Annotated in this window: 9 protein-coding genes; 4 read left to right on the top strand and 5 right to left on the bottom strand. The window is 70.5% G+C overall.

Annotation, left to right across the window (positions count from 1 at the left end; translation table 11 throughout):
- Positions 1-77: 77 nt before the first annotated feature.
- Together dnaJ and hrcA are read right to left on the bottom strand one after the other, a co-directional pair.
- Positions 78-1,214 carry a molecular chaperone DnaJ gene (dnaJ, locus tag ABKA17_RS25100; protein ID WP_353694466.1) on the bottom strand — a complete coding sequence of 379 codons (1,137 nt, stop codon included), beginning with the start codon at positions 1,212-1,214 and terminating at the stop codon, positions 78-80.
- The gene (hrcA, locus tag ABKA17_RS25095) at positions 1,215-2,234 is read right to left on the bottom strand and encodes a heat-inducible transcriptional repressor HrcA (RefSeq protein WP_353694465.1); all 1,020 of its coding nucleotides are present in this window, start codon (positions 2,232-2,234) and stop codon (positions 1,215-1,217) included.
- Positions 2,235-2,385: 151 nt separating this feature from the next.
- Here hrcA and ABKA17_RS25090 point away from each other — a divergent pair, with 151 nt between their 5' ends.
- On the top strand, positions 2,386-3,117 hold the full coding sequence (locus tag ABKA17_RS25090) for an MBL fold metallo-hydrolase (RefSeq protein ID WP_353694464.1): 732 nt from the start codon (positions 2,386-2,388) through the stop codon (positions 3,115-3,117).
- A gap of 31 nt (positions 3,118-3,148) precedes the next feature.
- The gene (locus ABKA17_RS25085) at positions 3,149-3,952 is read left to right on the top strand and encodes a DUF3097 domain-containing protein (RefSeq protein WP_353694463.1); all 804 of its coding nucleotides are present in this window, start codon (positions 3,149-3,151) and stop codon (positions 3,950-3,952) included.
- Positions 3,953-4,044: 92 nt separating this feature from the next.
- Here the strand turns inward: ABKA17_RS25085 and hemW are convergent, their stop codons facing one another.
- Both hemW and ABKA17_RS25075 read right to left on the bottom strand, forming a co-directional pair.
- Positions 4,045-5,277: a radical SAM family heme chaperone HemW gene (hemW, locus tag ABKA17_RS25080; protein WP_353694462.1), complete on the bottom strand. Its 1,233-nt coding sequence runs from the start codon at positions 5,275-5,277 to the stop codon at positions 4,045-4,047.
- Positions 5,278-5,318: 41 nt separating this feature from the next.
- On the bottom strand, positions 5,319-7,259 hold the full coding sequence (locus tag ABKA17_RS25075) for a SpoIIE family protein phosphatase (protein ID WP_353694461.1): 1,941 nt from the start codon (positions 7,257-7,259) through the stop codon (positions 5,319-5,321).
- Between the two features lie 101 nt (positions 7,260-7,360).
- On the opposite strand from ABKA17_RS25075, the gene ABKA17_RS25070 reads away from it, so the two are divergent.
- Positions 7,361-11,518 (top strand): HAMP domain-containing protein, encoded by a 4,158-nt coding sequence (locus ABKA17_RS25070; protein WP_353694460.1) that lies wholly within the window; start codon positions 7,361-7,363, stop codon positions 11,516-11,518.
- A 12-nt stretch (positions 11,519-11,530) separates the two neighbouring features.
- Positions 11,531-12,085 carry a response regulator gene (locus ABKA17_RS25065; RefSeq protein ID WP_353694459.1) on the top strand — a complete coding sequence of 185 codons (555 nt, stop codon included), beginning with the start codon at positions 11,531-11,533 and terminating at the stop codon, positions 12,083-12,085.
- A 108-nt stretch (positions 12,086-12,193) separates the two neighbouring features.
- Here the strand turns inward: ABKA17_RS25065 and ABKA17_RS25060 are convergent, their stop codons facing one another.
- Positions 12,194-14,068, bottom strand: a complete 1,875-nt coding sequence (locus tag ABKA17_RS25060) for an AMP-dependent synthetase/ligase (protein ID WP_353694458.1) — start codon at positions 14,066-14,068, stop codon at positions 12,194-12,196.
- Positions 14,069-14,173 lie beyond the last annotated feature (105 nt).

The raw sequence follows: 14,173 nt of genomic DNA, 5'->3' as shown, positions 1-14,173 counted from the left end.
GAGGGGGCTGAGCACTGGCCTGGAACCAGTGATTTTCAGCCCCTCGCCACCCCACGGTCAGCGACCGTTGAACGCGGTCACCGACCGTTGAACGCGTCCTTCAACCGCGAGAACAGCCCCTGCTGTCCCGGCTGGAACTGCCCCGTGGGCCGCTCCTCGCCGCGCAGTTTCGCCAGCTCCCGCAGCAACCGCTCCTGCTCCGGGTCCAGCTTGGAGGGCGTCTGCACCTCGACGTGGACGATGAGGTCGCCCCGGCCCCCGCCCCGCAGATGCGTGACGCCCCGCCCGTGCAGCGGGATCGACTGACCTGACTGTGTGCCGGGCCGGATGTCGACCTCCTCCAGCCCGTCCAGCGTCTCCAGCGGCACCTTGGTACCGAGCGACGCCGCGGTCATCGGGATCGTCACCGTGCAGTGCAGGTCGTCCCCGCGCCGCTGGAACATGTTGTGCGGCAGCTCGTGGATCTCGACGTAGAGGTCACCGGCGGGACCACCGCCGGGTCCGACCTCGCCCTCGCCGGCGAGCTGGATCCGGGTGCCGTTGTCGACACCGGCCGGGATCTTCACGGTCAGGGTCCGGCGCGAGCGCACCCGTCCGTCGCCCGCGCACTCGGGGCACGGCGTCGGAACGACCGTCCCGAACCCCTGGCACTGCGGACACGGCCGGGACGTCATGACCTGGCCCAGGAACGACCGCGTCACCTGCGACACCTCGCCGCGGCCACGGCACATGTCACACGTCTGGGCCGAGGTCCCCGGCGCCGCGCCCTCACCGCTACAGGTGGAGCAGACGATGGCCGTGTCGACCTGGATGTCCTTCGTGGTGCCGAAGGCCGCCTCGTCGAGCTCGATCTCCAGCCGGATCATCGCGTCCTGGCCCCGCCGCGTACGCGACCGCGGGCCCCGCTGGGACGCCGTACCGAAGAACGCGTCCATGATGTCCGAGAAGTTCCCGAACCCACCGGCTCCGAAGCCGCCCGCGCCACCGCCGCCCGCCTGGGACAGGGGGTCGCCGCCGAGGTCGTAGACCTGCTTCTTCTGCGGGTCGGAGAGCACCTCGTACGCGGCGTTGATCTCCTTGAACCGCTCCTGGGTCTTCGGATCGGGGTTGACGTCCGGGTGCAGCTCGCGAGCGAGCCGCCGGAAGGCCTTCTTGATCTCTTCCTGCGACGCGTCGCGGCGCACGCCGAGAACGGCGTAGTAGTCCGTGGCCACTTACGACTCCGCCAGGATCTGTCCGACGTACCGTGCCACTGCGCGTACCGCTCCCATCGTTCCCGGGTAATCCATGCGGGTCGGTCCGACCACGCCGAGCTTGGCGACTGCCTCGTTGCTGCCCGAACCGTAGCCGACCGACACCACGGAAGTGGAGTTGAGTCCCTCGTAGGCGTTCTCATGACCAATACGTACGGTCATGCCCGAATCACCGGCCTCGCCAAGGAGTTTGAGGAGGACGACCTGCTCCTCCAGGGCCTCCAGGACGGGCCGGATCGTGAGGGGAAAGTCATGTCCGAAGCGGGTGAGATTGGCGGTTCCGCCGATCATCAGCCGCTCCTCGTTCTCCTCGACGAGCGTCTCCAGCAGAGTGGAGAGCACCGTCGAGACAGTGCCGCGGTCCTCCAGGTCGAAGCCCTCGGGGAGGTCCTCGACGAGCATCGGCACATCGCTGAAGCGCCGGCCCGCGACCCTGCTGTTGAGCCGGGCCCGCAGATCGGCGAGGGAGGCCTCGCCGAACGGCGCCGGGCAGTCGATCATCCGCTGCTCGACCCGCCCGGTGTCCGTGATCAGCACGAGCATCAGACGCGCGGGGGCGAGGGCGAGCAGTTCGACATGGCGCACGGTGGATCGCGTGAGCGAGGGGTACTGCACCACCGCCACCTGCCGCGTGAGCTGCGCGAGCAGCCGTACGGTGCGGGCCACCACGTCGTCGAGGTCGACGGCGCCGTCGAGGAAGTTCTGGATGGCGCGCCGCTCGGGCGCGGTCATCGGCTTGACGCCCGCGAGCTTGTCGACGAAGAGCCGGTAGCCCTTGTCGGTGGGGATCCGCCCGGCACTGGTGTGCGGCTGGGCGATGAACCCCTCGTCCTCCAGGGCCGCCATGTCGTTGCGGATCGTCGCCGGGGAGACGCCGAGGCTGTGCCGCTCGGTGAGGGCCTTGGAGCCGACCGGCTCCTCGGTGCCGACGTAGTCCTGGACGATGGCGCGCAGCACCTGGAGCCTGCGTTCACTCAGCATCGCGCGCACCTCCAGAAGTCGTTCCCTCGGTTCCCCGCCTGGCACTCTGTCCGTCCGAGTGCCAGCGCTCCCCGGCCCAGTGTACGGCGGTGGGGTACCGCCCCGGCAAGGTCGGTCCTGCCGTGACCGCTCGTACGGCTAGCGTCGCCGTATGACGGTGACTTGGGAAGAGCTCGGGTGGGAGCGGGTGGCGGCCGGGGTGGGCCGGTGCCGGCTCCCTGGCTGGGACTGTACGGCGGGGCTGGTCGTCGGGGCGGAGACGGCCCTGCTGATCGATGCCGGGTCGAGCCTCGGGGAGGGCGCGCGGCTGCGGACGCAGGCCGAGTCGCTGGCCGGGCATCGTGTGACCCATCTCGCGCTGACACACCCCCACTTCGACCACGTGTTCGGTGCGGCGGCCTTCGCGGGGACGGAGGTGTTCGGGCCGGTGGGCATGGACACGCTGTTCGAGCAGCACCAGGCCCGCGAGGAGCTGCGCGCGGACGCGATCCGCAACGGCCTGGAGGAGCGGCTCGCCGACGAGGCACTGGACGCCCTGGTCCGCCCGCGCCACCAGGTCTCCGGCGAGTGGACCCTCGACCTCGGCGGCGGCCGCCAGGTCCTGCTGGCCAACGTCGGCCCCGGCCACACCGGTCACGACCTCGCGGTCCTGGTGCCGGGCGCCCCGGAGGTGGTCTTCTGCGGCGACCTGGTCGAGGAGTCCGGCGAACCGCAGGCGGGCCCCGACGCCGTACCGTCGCACTGGCCGGCGGCGCTGGACCGGTTGCTGGACCTCGGCGGTGAGGACGCGCTGTACGTGCCGGGTCACGGAGCGGTGGTGGACGCGGCGTTCGTACGGGGGCAGCGGGACGCCCTGACCGCGCGCTTCGGCGTGTCGCGCTAGGCGGCCCGGGGCTTCTCCTATCGTCATCCGAATGCGCCAGTACTCAGCCGACCTGACTCCTCCCTGGAAGAAGCCCGAGCCCGTCCCCGAGGTCCCGGCGGAGCCCGGCCTGGTCGTCGAGGAGCCCGGCACCGGCTTCTGCGGCGCGGTGATCCGCTGCGAGGCGGGCACGGTGACCCTGGAGGACCGCTTCGGCAAGCACCGGGTGTTCCCGCTGGAGCCTCGGGGCTTCCTGCTGGAGGGCCGCGTGGTGACCCTCGTGCGGCCCTCGACCGCGTCTCCGGTACGTCCCAGCCGTACCGCCTCCGGTTCGGTCGCCGTCCCCGGCGCACGCGCGCGCGTGGCCCGCGCCGGGCGCATCTACGTCGAGGGCCGGCACGACGCGGAACTGGTGGAGAAGGTCTGGGGCGACGACCTGCGCATCGAGGGTGTGGTCGTGGAGTACCTGGAGGGGGTCGACGACCTGCCGTCGATCGTCGCCGAGTTCGCGCCCGGGCCCGACGCCCGCCTCGGCGTCCTGGTGGACCACCTCGTCCCCGGCACCAAGGAGTGGCGCATCGCCCAGCAGGTGACCAGCGAACACGCCCTGGTCGTCGGCCACCCGTACATCGACATCTGGGAGGCGGTGAAGCCGTCGTCCCTGGGGATCGCGGGGTGGCCGAAAGTCCCCCACGGCCAGGACTGGAAAACGGGCGTGTGCAGGGCCCTTGGCTGGCCGTCGGAGAACACGGGCGCGGTGTGGCAGGCGATCCTGAAGCGGGTGGGGTCTTACAAGGACCTGGAGCCGGAGCTCTTGGGGCGAGTGGAGGAACTGATCGATTTCGTCACGGCTTGACCGCATCCACCTAAGGGGCGCGGGGAACTGCGCGACAAGCCACGACAAACCCGCAGCCGCCACACGACAGAGCCCGGCACCCCACTAGGCGCCTAGTCCACCAGATCCCGCACCACCGCGTCCGCCAGCAACCGCCCCCGCAGGGTGAGCACCGCACGCCCCGCGCCATACGGCTCCTCCTGGAGAAGTCCCTCCGACAGAGCCCGGCGAGAGGCCCGGAGCCCCTCCTCCCGCAGCAGCGACAACGGCACCCCCTCCAGAAGCCGCAGCTCCAGCAGGATCCGCTCCACCCTGCGGTCCTCCTCGGACAGGAGCTCACGGCCCGCCCCCGGCGACCGGCCCGCCGCCAGCGCCGCCGCGTACGCCCCCGGATGCTTCACGTTCCACCAGCGCACCCCGCCGACGTGCGAGTGCGCTCCCGGTCCGGCGCCCCACCAGTCGGCACCGCGCCAGTACAGCTCGTTGTGGAGGCAGCGGCCCGCTTCGGAGGTGGCCCAGTTCGACACCTCGTACCACTCGAAGCCCGCGGCCGAGAACGTCTCCTCCGCGATCAGATACCGGTCCGCGTGCACGTCGTCGTCGGTCATCGGGACCTCGCCGCGACGGATCCGGCGGGCCAGCTGCGTGCCCTCCTCGACGATCAGCGCGTACGCCGAGACGTGGTCCGGCCCGGCGCCGATCGCCGCCTCCAGCGACGCCCGCCAGTCGTCGTCGGACTCGCCCGGGGTGCCGTAGATGAGGTCCAGGTTGACGTGCTCGAAGCCCGCCGCCCGCGCCTCCGCCACGCAGGCCTCCGGGCGCCCGGGGGTGTGCGTGCGGTCGAGCACCTTCAGTACGTGCTGCTTCGCGCTCTGCATGCCGAAGGAGATCCGGTTGAAGCCGCCCTGGCGCAGGGTGGCCAGATACGCCGGGTCCACCGACTCCGGGTTCGCCTCCGTGGTCACCTCGGCGTCCGGCGCGAGCCCGAACTCGTCGCGGACCGCCGCCAGCATCCGTACGAGATCGTCGGCGGCCAGCAGGGTGGGCGTACCGCCGCCGACGAAGACCGTGCGGACCGGGCGGGGATCGTCGCCGAGGACCTTGCGGGCCAGGCGGATCTCGTCGATCAGGGTGTCCGCGTAGTTGTCGCGGGAGGCGAGGACGCCGCCCGTGCCGCGCAGCTCGGTCGCCGTGTAGGTGTTGAAGTCGCAGTAGCCGCAGCGGGTCGCGCAGTACGGAACGTGCAGATAGAACCCGAGGGGGCGGTCGGCGGCCCCGGCGAGCGCGGACGCGGGGAGCGCGCCGTCGGCGGGGACGGGCTCGCCGTCGGGGAGTGCGGAAGGCATGCCTTCCATTGTCCAGGACCGTGAGGGTTGCTCGGCCGGAGCTACTCGGCCTGGAGCACCAGCAGCGCCAGATCGTCCTCCGGCGGCCCCACGCCGAACTCGTGCACCAGCCGCCGGACGCGCTCCGCTATCAGCGGCGCGGTGAGCCCGGCGCAGCCAGCCAGCGCCGTCGCGAGGCCGTCCCCGTCGTCGAACTGGCGGGGGCCCTGGCGCCGCTCCGTCACCCCGTCCGTGACACAGAGCAGGGTGTCGCCGGGCCGTAGCTCGAAGCTCTCGCTGGTGTACGTCTCGTCCTCGACGACCCCGAGCAGGGTCTGCGGCCGGGCGGCGGTGCGCACCTCGCCGCCCGCGCCGAGCAGCAGCGGCAGCGGATGGCCGGCGGAGGCGAGGGTGCAGCGGACGCCGCCGTCGAAGGGGGCGAGTTCGCCGTAGAGGAGGGAGAGGAAGCGGGTCTGGGGGCCGTCGCCGGTCGGGGACTGGCCGCCCGCGGCGATCAGTGCGCGGGTCGCGGCGTCGGCGGCCTCGGTGGCGTCGTCGAGGAGCAGCTGGTTGAGGCGGTCGAGGACGTCGGCGACGCGGTAGCCCTCGCGGGCCAGCAGCCGCAGCCAGGGGCGGGCCAGGCCGATCACGACGGCGGCCTCGGGGCCCTTGCCCTGGACGTCGCCGAGGGCGAAGCACCAGCGGCCGTCGCCGGCCGGGAACAGGTCGTAGAAGTCGCCGCTGGGCCCGCCCTTGTCGCACGGCTCATAGACCAGCGCGCTGCGCATCCCGGGGATCTCGGCGACCGCGCCGGGCAGCAGGCCGCGCTGGAGGACGGCGCTGATGGTGGCCTGGCGGGCGTACTGGCGGGCGGCGCCGATGGCGAGCGCGACCCGGCGGCCGAGGTCCTCGACCAGGCCGGTGATCTCGTCGGGGAAGCGCAGCAGCCCGGACCGCCCGATGACGAGCGTGCCGAGCGGCCGGCCGCCCGCGATCAGCCGGTACGCCAGCGCAGCGCCGTGCGCCTCGTGCGGACCGAGTGCGTCGGCGGGCCAGGGGAAGGGCACCGGCCCGGAGCGCGGTGGGTCCGCTGGTCTCGGCGGTTCCTTGTCCAGGACCCGGCGCAGTTCCTCGATGCGGTTCTCGTGGCCGTGCCAGACGCGGGCGAGCCGCGGTCCCGCGCCGCCGGTCCCGTCGGCCCCCCAGCCCGCGCCGCCGTCGGGCCCGCCCGGGCGGGGGGAGCCCCAGCGGCCCATGACCTCGTCCTCGAGCCACACCGCGCACCAGTCGGCGAGCCGCGGCACGATCAGCTGCCCGGCGAGGGCCGCGACGAGGTCCTCGTCGAGCTGTCCGGCGAGCAGGTCGGAGGCCTCCGCGAGGAAGGACAGGGCACCGCGGTGGAGCCACTCCCGGTCGCGTTCGGCGCGCTGGGGCTCGGGGGCGAGGGCGCCGGCGACCTCCAGGCCGTACGCCCCCGTGTACCCCGCGCTCTTGCCCACGGCCGCGCTGTCCGCCTCGGTCAGCCGCGCCCACACCGTCTTGCTGCCCTTGCGGTAGGTGATGCCCCAGGACTCGGCGAGGGTGGCGACGAGGCGCAGCCCGCGGCCGTACTCCGGTGTCTCGTACGGCGGTTCGCACGCGCCGTCGCGGGGGGCGCGCGAGGGGTGCTGGTCGCCTACCTCGATGACGAGGGCGCCGGTGGCGTGCTCCAGGCGGCAGTCCAGCTCGATGTCGGTGCCGGCGTGCACGACCGCGTTGGTGACGAGCTCGCTGACGATGACGACGGCGTCGTCTGCCAGCCGGTCCGTGAGGCCCTCCGTGCCGGGCAGGCCCAGTTCGGCCCACTCGGCGAGGGCGGCGCGCAGGAGTGCGCGGGCGGCGCCCGGCGGGTGGGAGCTGCCGCCGAGAGACGGGTGCGCCCGGGCGCACGGGAGCGCCTCCGGGGGCGCGGGGGCATCAGAGACACCGGGATCGCTCTCCCGTTGCGCCGGAATGGCCCCCATGTCCCGCTCCCCGAGCAGTTCGGACGAATACACCTCGGTCGATGCGGACAGAGTGACAGACTGGCCACGCCCATAAGCGCCGAGTTACGAAGTGGGCCGCCATGAGTGAGAACAGTGCTACGCGTGTGCTCGAAGACGGACAGAAAGACGACCAGATTCGAGCATCGGATCTGCGTCCGCTGCTCGCCGCGATGACGGCCGCCCGGGACGGGCACTTCGCGAGGGTGCCGGAGGCCGGCGCCCATGGGGTCACGGCCGAGCTGTCCGCGATCTTCAATCAGCTGGTCGACCGCAACGTCCACTTCACCACCGAAGTCCAGCGGGTCAAAAGGGAGTTGGTGCGGCACGGCCGACTCGACGAACGGCTCTCGCCGAGCCCCGGCGCGGGCGCCTGGGCGTCCCGGGTCAACGATGTGAACCAGCTGCTCGACGCCCTGGTGGCCCCGGCGGCGAACGCGACCCGGGTCCTCGACGCGGTGGCCGGCGGTGATCTGACCCAGCGGGTCGACCTCCATGACGGCAACCGTCAGCTGCGCGGTGATCTGCGGCGGCTGGGGCGGGCCGTGAACAAGATGGTCGACCAGTTGTCGTTGTTCACCGGAGAGGTGACCCGTGTCGCCCGCGAGGTCGGCACCGAGGGGCGGCTCGGCGGCCGGGCCAAGGTGCAGGGCCTGTCCGGGAGTTGGCGGGATGTGACCGAGGCGGTCAACACCATGGCGTCCCGGCTGACCGCTCAGGTGCGGGACATCGCCCTGGTGACCACGTCGGTGGCGCGCGGCGACCTGACCCGCACGGTCACCGTCGAGGCCACCGGAGAGCTGCTCGAACTGAAGCTGACCGTGAACACCATGGTGGACCAGCTGTCCGCCTTCGCCGACGAGGTGACCCGGGTGGCCCGCGAGGTCGGCACCGAGGGGCAGTTGGGCGGACGGGCTCAGGTGCGGGGTGTGTCGGGCGTCTGGAAGGACCTGACCGACAACGTCAACTTCATGGCGTCGAACCTCACCTCGCAGGTGCGGAACATCGCGCAGGTGACGACGGCCGTGGCCAACGGCGACCTGTCCCAGAAGATCACCGTCGACGCACAGGGCGAGATCCTGGAGCTGAAGTCCACCATCAACACGATGGTCGACCAGCTCTCCGCCTTCGCCGACGAGGTCACCCGCGTGGCCCGCGAGGTAGGCACCGAGGGAAACCTCGGCGGACGGGCTCAGGTGCGGGGCGTGAGCGGTGTCTGGAAAGACCTGACCGACAACGTCAACTTCATGGCGGACAACCTGACTTCACAGGTGCGGAACATCGCCCTGGTGTCGACGGCCGTGGCCCAGGGCGACCTCGGGAAGAAGATCACGGTCGAGGCGAAGGGCGAGATCCTGGAACTGAAGTCCACCATCAACACGATGGTCGACCAGCTCTCCGCCTTCGCCGACGAAGTGACCCGCGTGGCCCGCGAGGTCGGCACCGAGGGAAACCTCGGCGGACAGGCCCAGGTGCGGGGCGTGAGCGGTGTCTGGAAAGACCTCACCGACAACGTCAACTTCATGGCCCTGAACCTGACTTCACAGGTCCGGAACATCGCCCAGGTCACCACCGCCGTGGCCAACGGCGACCTCTCCAAGAAAATCACCGTCGACGCGCGTGGCGAGATCCTGGAACTGAAGGACACCGTCAACACGATGGTGGAGCAGCTGCGTGCCTTCGCCGACGAGGTCACGAGGGTCGCCCGTGAGGTCGGCACCGACGGCCGGCTCGGCGGCCGGGCCCAGGTGCTGGGCGTGTCCGGCGTCTGGCGGGACCTGACCGACAACGTCAACTACATGGCGGACAACCTCACTTCGCAGGTCCGCAACATCGCCCAGGTCACCACCGCCGTCGCCAACGGCGACCTCTCCAAGAAGATCGACGTGGACGCCCGCGGCGAGATCCTGGAGCTGAAGACCGCCATCAACACCATGGTCGACACACTCTCCTCCTTCTCCTCCGAGGTCACCCGGGTGGCCCGCGAGGTCGGCTCCGAGGGCCAACTCGGCGGCCAGGCAAGGGTGGAGGGCGTCTACGGCACCTGGAAGCGCCTGACGACCAACGTGAACGAGCTCGCCTCCAACCTGACCACCCAGGTCCGCGCGATCGCCGAGGTCGCCTCCGCGGTGGCCCAGGGCGACATGTCCCGCTCGATCACCGTGGAGACCCAGGGCGAGGTCGCCGAGCTCAAGGACAACATCAACCTGATGGTGGCCAACCTCCGCGAGACCACCCGCGCGAAGGACTGGCTGGAGTCCAACCTGGCCCGTCTCGCCGCGCTGATGCAGGGCCACCGCGACCTGATGGAGGTCGCCGACCTGCTGCTGCGCGAGCTGACCCCGCTGGTGAACGCCCAGTACGGCGCGTTCTTCCTAGCCGACCCCGACGAGGACAGTGCGGCTCTGCGCACAACCGTTCCTGCGAAAGGACTCGCGTTCATCGCCGGCTACGGCTCGGCACAGGGCGCGACCGTCGAGACCGGCGGCCTCCCGGTGCACGGCCTGGTCCGGCAGGCGGCCCGGGAGAAGAAGCGGATCCTCGTCGAGGAGGCCCCGCCGGACTACATCAAGATCAACAGTGGCCTCGGGGAGGCGGCCCCCACCAGCGTGGTGATCATCCCGATCCTCTTCGAGGACAAGCTCCTCGGTGTGATCGAGCTGGCGTCCTTCTCCCGCTTCTCCGACGTCCACCTGGCCTTCTTCGACCAGTTCGTGAACACCATCGCCGTCGCAATCAACACGATCATCGCCAACTCCCGTACGGAGTCCCTGCTCGGCGAGTCCCAGCGCCTCGCCCGTCAGCTCCAGGAACGCTCCGACGAACTCCAGAAGCAGCAGGCGGAGTTGCAGCGATCGAACGCCGAACTGGAGGAGAAGGCGGCCTTGTTGGCGACCAGCTCCCAGTACAAGTCGGAGTTCCTCGCGAACATGTCGCACGAGCTGCGCACCCCGCTGAACTCCCTGCTGATCCTGGCCCGGCTGCTCTCCGACAACCCCGACGGGCATCTCTCCGACCAGGAGGTGCAGTTCGCGACGACGATCCACCGCTCCGGCTCGGACCTCCTCCAGCTGATCAACGACATCCTCGACCTGTCGAAGATCGAGGCGGGCCGGATGGACGTACGCCCGAAGAAACTGCCGCTGATCAAGCTGCTCGACTACGTCCACGCCACCTTCCGCCCGCTCACCCTCGACCGGGGGCTCGCCTTCGAGGTGGCGGTCGGCGAGGACGTGCCGCGCGAGATGTACTCGGACGAGCAGCGGCTCCAGCAGATCCTGCGCAACCTGCTCTCGAACGCCATCAAGTTCACCGCGACCGGCCGAGTCGAACTGCGTGTCACCCGGGTCACGGACCCCGAGCACCACTATGTCCGTGACAGCGGCCAGGTGATCGCGTTCTCCGTCTCCGACACCGGCATCGGCATCGCCGCCGAGAAACTCCCGGTGATCTTCGAGGCGTTCCAGCAGGCCGACGGCACCACCAACCGCAAGTACGGCGGCACCGGCCTCGGCCTGTCGATCAGCCGGGAGATCGCCGGCCTGCTCGGCGGCCGGATCGTCGCCGAGAGCGAACCCGGCAGGGGCTCCACCTTCACCCTGTACGTCCCGGTCGTCAGCCCTGGCCACACGGCGACCGGACCGGGCTCCGAGGAACACACCCTGCCGGTCCCGGAACAGCTGTCGACCGAGGCCTTCACCTCCACCGACGTGGACGACTCCTGGCCGACGCCCACCAAGCTGGAGGCCTGGAAGACGGGCCGGGCGGGCCAGGTGCTGCCCGGCCGGCGGGTCCTGATCGTCGACGACGACATCCGCAACGTCTTCGCGCTCACCCACGTCCTCGGCAGGGTCGGCATGCCGGTCCTCTACGCCGAGAACGGCCGCGAGGGCATCGAGACACTGGAGCGCAACCCGGACGTGGAACTCGTCCTGATGGACATCATGATGCCGGAGATGGACGGCTACGAGACGATCGCCGCCATCCGCCGCACCCCGCGCTGGACCGGCCTGCCCATCGTCGCGCTGACCGCGAAGGCGATGCCGGGAGACCGGGAGAAGTCGATCGCCCGGGGCGCCAACGACTACGTACCCAAACCGGTCGACGTCGACCAGCTGCTGACCGTCGTGTGCGCGCTCCTGGACCCCGAGGGCGAGGACGACACCGAGACCGGCGCGGAGACCGCCGTAGAGGAACCGGACCTGTCAGGGGAAGTGCCGGTCCCGCCGACGACTGAATGAGGCACCGTCACCATGAGCGCTGAGGCAACGACCGAAGAGCGCGCCAGCATCCTCCTCGTCGACGACATGGAGGACAACCTGGTGGCCCTGGAGGCCGTCCTGGGGTCCCTCAACGAGCCGCTCGTCCGCGCCCGTTCGGGCGAGGAGGCGATGAAGGCACTGCTGCGGCAGCAGTTCGCCCTCGTCCTGCTCGACGTCCGCATGCCGGGCATGGACGGCTTCGAGACCGCCGCGAACATCAAGCGGCTCGACCAGACCAAGGACGTCCCGATCATCTTCCTGACCGGCGCGGAGGACGACTCCGGCTACGCCTTCCGCGGCTACGCCACCGGCGCCGCGGACTACCTGACCAAGCCCTTCGACCCCTGGGTCCTACGAGCGAAGGTCACCGTCTTCCTGGACCTGCACCGCAAGAACGTCCAGCTGGAGCGGCTGCTGGCGCAGCAGCAGGCGGACTACGAGGAGGTGGGCCGACAACTGGCAGACCTGGAGGACGACTTGACCGAGCCGCAACGCACAAGGGTGATGGACCTACGGCACCTTCTGAACAGGCGCCGCGTCAACTGACCCCAGGGGCGCGGGGCTGTGTCGATTTGCGGCTCCGCCGCGTGGGCGCGACAAGCCACGACGTACCCGCAGCCGCCGAACAGTCCCCGCCACCCCTCAGCTCATGCGCTACGCCTCGCGAGCCCCTTCGTACATCTCCTCGATGAGGTGCTTGTACTCCCGCTCCACAACCGGCCGCTTCAGCTTCAGACTCGGCGTGATCTCACCGTGCTCCACATCGAGATCCCGCGGCAGCAGCCGGAACTTCTTGATGGTCTGCCACCGCTGAAGCCCCCCGTTGAGCTCCTTGACGTACCCCTCGATGAGCGCGACCGTCTCCGGCGCCGCCACGACCTCGGCGTACGACTTCCCGTCGAGCCCGTTCTCCGTCGCCCAGCCGAGGATCGACACCTCGTCCAGCGCGATGAGCGCCGTGCAGAAGTTCCGGTCGGCCCCGTGCACGAGGATGTTGGAGACGTACGGGCAGACCGACTTGAACTGCCCCTCGACCTCGGTCGGGGCGATGTACTTGCCGCCGGAGGTCTTGAAGAGGTCCTTCTTGCGGTCGGTGATGCGCAGATAGCCGTCGGGGGACAGCTCGCCGATGTCGCCGGTGTGGAACCAGCCGTCGGCCTCCAGCACCTCCGCGGTCTTCTCCGGCAGCCCGTGGTAGCCCTCCATGATGCCGGGGCCGCGCAGCAGGATCTCCCCGTCCTCGGCGATCCGCACCTCCGTGCCGGGCAGCGGCTTGCCGACCGTGCCGGTGCGGTACGCCTCGCCCGGGTTCACGAAGGAGGCGGCGGAGGACTCGGTGAGGCCGTAGCCCTCGAGGATGTGGATGCCGGCGCCGGAGAAGAAGAACCCGATCTCGGGCGCGAGCGCCACGGAACCGGAGACACAGGCCCGCAGCTTGCCGCCGAACGCCTCGCGGATCTTGGCGTACACCAGCGCGTCGGCGACCTTGTGCTTGGCGGCGAGACCGAACGGGGCGCTCGCGGTGCCGGTGCGGCGGAAGTTGTCCTGGGTGACCTTGGCGTACTCGCGGGCGACCTCGGCGGCCCAGCGGAAGATCTTGTACTTGGCGCCGCCGCCCGCGCGGGCCTTGTTGGCGATGCCGTTGTAGACCTTCTCGAAGATGCGCGGGACGGCCGCCATGTAGGTCGGCTGCACGATCGGCAGATTCTCGATGATCTTGTCGACGCGGCCGTCGACGGCGGTGACGTGACCGACCTCGATCTGGCCGGAGGTGAGCACCTTGCCGAAGACGTGCGCGAGCGGCAGCCACAGGTACTGCACGTCCTCGACGCCGACCAGCCCGGTCGCGGCGATCGCCTTGGCCATGTAGGACCAGTTGTCGTGCGGGAGCCGGACGCCCTTGGGGCGGCCCGTCGTACCCGAGGTGTAGATGAGGGTGGCGAGCTGGTCCTTGGTGATCGCGCCGACCCGCTCCTTGATCAGGTCGGGGTCCTTCTCCAGGCGGGCCGCGCCCCGGGCCTCCAGCTCGGCGAGGGACAGCACCCAGTCGCCGGTCTCCACGCCCTCGGCGTCGATGACCACGACATGGTGGAGGTCGGGCAGGTCGCCGCGCTTCTCCTGGGCCTTGGCGAGCTGCTCGGCGTTCTCCGCGAACAGCACCCGGCTGTCGGAGTCGGAGACGATGAACGCGGACTCGTCGGCGTTGGTCTGCGGGTACACCGTGGTGGTGGCGGCGCCGGCGCACAGGATGCCGAGGTCCGCGAGGATCCACTCGATCCGGGTCGCGGAGGACAGGGCGACCCGCTGCTCGGGCTGCACCCCGAGCTCGATCAGCCCGGCGGCGATGGCGTAGACCCGCTCGGCGGTCTGCCCCCAGCTCAGCGACTTCCAGTCATCGGGGCCCTCACCGGACGCCGGGGGTACGGGGTAGCGGTACGCCTCGGCGTCCGGCGTGGCCGAAACGCGCTCCAGGAAGAGGGTCGCCACGCTCGGCGGACGGTTCTCGATCAGGGTCTGTGTGTCGCTCACGACATCCTCCGGGGCCCGCGACAGTGCGGCGGCTGCTCAGTGCGGCTGGGTGTGCTCTCGCGTGTTGTTTAACTCACGAGTAACTATCGAGTGGAGATCAGACTA

Origin of the sequence: Streptomyces sp. RG80, from assembly GCF_040446465.1 — a bacterium.
In the GTDB taxonomy this organism is placed as follows: domain Bacteria; phylum Actinomycetota; class Actinomycetes; order Streptomycetales; family Streptomycetaceae; genus Streptomyces.
The sequence above is the reverse complement of the archived record's forward strand: the minus strand, read 5'-3'. Positions and strand labels throughout refer to the sequence as shown.

Bases quoted from the DNA above. Each gene is read 5' to 3' on its own strand.
- ABKA17_RS25065 (WP_353694459.1), top strand. From the start codon at position 11,531: ATGAGCGCTGAGGCAACGACCGAAGAGCGCGCCAGCATCCTCCTCGTC.
- ABKA17_RS25075 (WP_353694461.1), bottom strand. From the start codon at position 7,259: ATGGGGGCCATTCCGGCGCAACGGGAGAGCGATCCCGGTGTCTCTGAT.
- hrcA (WP_353694465.1), bottom strand. From the start codon at position 2,234: ATGCTGAGTGAACGCAGGCTCCAGGTGCTGCGCGCCATCGTCCAGGAC.
- ABKA17_RS25090 (WP_353694464.1), top strand. From the start codon at position 2,386: ATGACGGTGACTTGGGAAGAGCTCGGGTGGGAGCGGGTGGCGGCCGGG.
- ABKA17_RS25070 (WP_353694460.1), top strand. From the start codon at position 7,361: ATGAGTGAGAACAGTGCTACGCGTGTGCTCGAAGACGGACAGAAAGAC.
- ABKA17_RS25085 (WP_353694463.1), top strand. From the start codon at position 3,149: ATGCGCCAGTACTCAGCCGACCTGACTCCTCCCTGGAAGAAGCCCGAG.
- hemW (WP_353694462.1), bottom strand. From the start codon at position 5,277: ATGCCTTCCGCACTCCCCGACGGCGAGCCCGTCCCCGCCGACGGCGCG.